The organism is Archangium sp. (assembly GCF_036389735.1).
Classification (GTDB): domain Bacteria; phylum Myxococcota; class Myxococcia; order Myxococcales; family Myxococcaceae; genus Archangium.
On record NZ_DASVWK010000788.1, the window covers coordinates 1 to 2733 of the forward strand.

Annotated in this window: 2 protein-coding genes; one reads left to right on the forward strand and one right to left on the reverse strand. The window is 70.5% G+C overall.

What is annotated here, in order from left to right; genetic code table 11:
• Positions 1-73 precede the first annotated feature (73 nt).
• On the reverse strand, positions 74-1327 hold the full coding sequence (locus VF794_RS27895) for an MFS transporter (protein WP_331115571.1): 1254 nt from the start codon (positions 1325-1327) through the stop codon (positions 74-76).
• 179 nt (positions 1328-1506) lie between these two features.
• Here VF794_RS27895 and VF794_RS27900 point away from each other — a divergent pair, with 179 nt between their 5' ends.
• Positions 1507-2412, forward strand: coding sequence for a LysR family transcriptional regulator (locus VF794_RS27900; RefSeq protein ID WP_331115573.1), 906 nt, complete (start codon positions 1507-1509; stop codon positions 2410-2412).
• Positions 2413-2733 lie beyond the last annotated feature (321 nt).

The following is a 2733-nucleotide window of genomic DNA, read 5'->3' on the forward strand; positions in this document are numbered from 1 at the left end:
TGGCGGTGTCGTGTTCATCATGGCTTTCCTCATGGGCAAGAAGGTCGGCGTGCGTTGACAGTGGAGGAGGCCCTCACGCCCCTTCTCGGGCTGCGTTCCGCAGCGTGACTCCGGGGGCCTCGACGGCGCCGGTGTGCTCGGTGCGCAGTGCCCGCGAGGCCCACAGGGCCAGCAGCGCCGCTCCGCCGAGCAGCCCCGCGCTCGCGACGAAGGTGCTCTGGTAGCCGCTGCGGTCGAACAGCAGCCCACCAAGTGAGGCGCCCGCCGTGATGGCGAGCTGGATGGCCGCGACCATGAGGCCGCCGCCGGCTTCCGCGTCGTTTGGCAGGGTGCGGCTGAGCCACGTCCACCACGCCACCGGTGCGGCCGTGCCGATGAGCCCCCACAGGGCGAGGAGGCCGGCAGTGGCCAGCAGCGAGTGGCCGAAGACGACCAGGGCGAGGGCGACGAGCGCCATGGCCAGAGGCGCGCCCACAAGCACCGCGGACAGCCGCCGGGCCATGAAGAAACCGATGAGGTACGTGCCCAGGAGCCCCGCGGCCCCCATGCCCAAGAGGAGCAGCGAGAGGGTGGAGACGCTGACGCGCGTGACCGTCTCCAAGAAGGGACGCAGGTAGGTGAACAGGGCGAACTGGCCCATGAAGAGCAGACTGAGCGCCAGGATGCCCGACCGAGCCTCGGGGCGGCGAAGGAGGGCAAGCGTGCTCGGCGGTCGAGCGGCACGCTCGGTGGGCATCGCGGGCAGCGTGAAGAACTGCCAGGCGAGGGTGATGGCGGCAAGCGGGACGACAGCGAAGAAGGAGCCGCGCCAGCCGATGTACTGACCCAGGAAGCTGCCGAGGGGCGCCGCGACGGTGGTGGCCAGTGCGTTGCCTCCATTCAGCAGTGCGAGCGCGCGCGGCACGTCGCGCTCGGGCACCAGCCGCATGACGGTGGCCGTGGAGAGCGACCAGAAGCCCCCGATGACGACGCCGATAAGCGCCCGGCCCACCATGAGCACCGTGAAGGTCGGCGCCAGGGCGGTCACGAGGCCCGAGGCCAGCATCACGCCGGTGAGCACGAGGAGGAGCCGCCTGCGGTCCACCGTCCGGGCGATGGACGCGATGACGAGGCTCGTCAGGACGGCGAAGAGGCCGGACACGCTGACGGCCTGGCCCGCGCGGCCCTCGCTCACGTGGAGGTCGGTCGCGAGGGGCGTCAGGAGGCTCACCGGCATGAACTCGGAAGCGATGAGCGTGGAGACGCACAAGGTGAGCGCGAACACGGCGCCCCACGATGCGGTGCGCGGGGCGGGCGTCACGGATGCGTTGGCGGGCTGAGGGGTCATGGGACTCTCGGGGTTGTTTGGCAGCGCGGCCACGGACCGGCTGTCGGCGATTCGGAAACGTGCTCCACGAGTAACCCTCCGGCTCCGCTCGAAGCGACCTGCCGGACGTGAACGGGCTGTTAAGCTCTGGTTGACGAAGCCTCGGCGTCCGCCAAAGGGCCACGGAGGAAACCCCTGCGATGAAGACCTCGCTCTTCCAGCAGCTCCACGTGTTCCTCGCCGTCGCGCGTCTGCAGAGCTTCCGAGGCGCGGCGCGCGAGCTCGGCGTCTCCACGGCCGCCGTCAGCCAGTCGGTACGTCAGCTCGAGACGCAGTTGGGCGTGGTCCTGCTCAACCGCACCACCCGCAGCGTGTCGCCCACGGACACAGGGCGGCGGCTCGTGGAGGAGGCTGGCCCGGGCCTGGCTCAGGCCGCGGCTGCCCTCCAGGGAATCTCAGCCCAGCCAGGCGAGGCCCTCGGGCGGCTGAAGCTGTCCGTACCGCGCTCGGCGGTCGCACTCGTCATCGCGCCCGTGTTGCCAGCCTTTCGGGCCCGCCACCCCCGCGTGGACGTCGAAGTCGTCGTCGAACAGCGCCTTATCGACATCGTCGCCGAGGGCTACGACGCGGGCGTGCGCCTGAGCGAGACCATCGAGCGCGACATGGTGCAGGTGCGCCTCACCGGGGCGTTCCGCTTCGTCGTGGTCGGCGCGCCCGGCTACCTCGAACGGCGCGGCGCGCCTGAGCGTCCGCAGGACCTGGCCCAGCACGACTGCATCGTCCTACGCTCGCAGACGACCGGGACGCCCTACGCCTGGGAGCTGGAGCGCGGGAGCAAGTCCTGGCGCATCCAGGTGCAGGGAGGGATTGCTACCAATGACGAGATGGCGGGCGTGGCGCTCGCAGTCCAGGGAATGGGATTGGCTTATGCCCTCGAGCCGGCCATCCAGGACCACCTGCAGTCCGGAAGGCTCGTGCGGGTGCTGGAGGACTATGCGCCCGAAGTCCCTGGCTTCTTCCTGTACTACCCGAGCCGTGCGCAGCGCTCAGGACCCCTGAGGCTCTTCGTGGAGTTGGCCCGAGAGGTCCTTGGTCGCACGCGGTGACACGGAGCGAAGGTGCCAGCCCGCTCGGGGTACGGATGGGGGAGCAAGGCCATGACAAGCGGATTGCCCTCTCGCTCCCTCTCCCACCGGGGGCCATTCCGCCAGGGGGGCCGCAGTGACCTTTCCCCTGGGCCCCGGCAACATGGGCGAGCGGATCGCTCCTCCCCGCCCCCACGCACCACGTCCCCAGCAGGTCCATGCGCCCCCTTCCGAGTCGTCTTGCGTCTGTCATTGCCCTGGTTGTCCTGAGCGTGCTGCTGGCCGCCCCCCGTCCGGCCCGGGCCTACCCCATGCTGCCGTGGCCGGCGTCCCCGTTCCCCG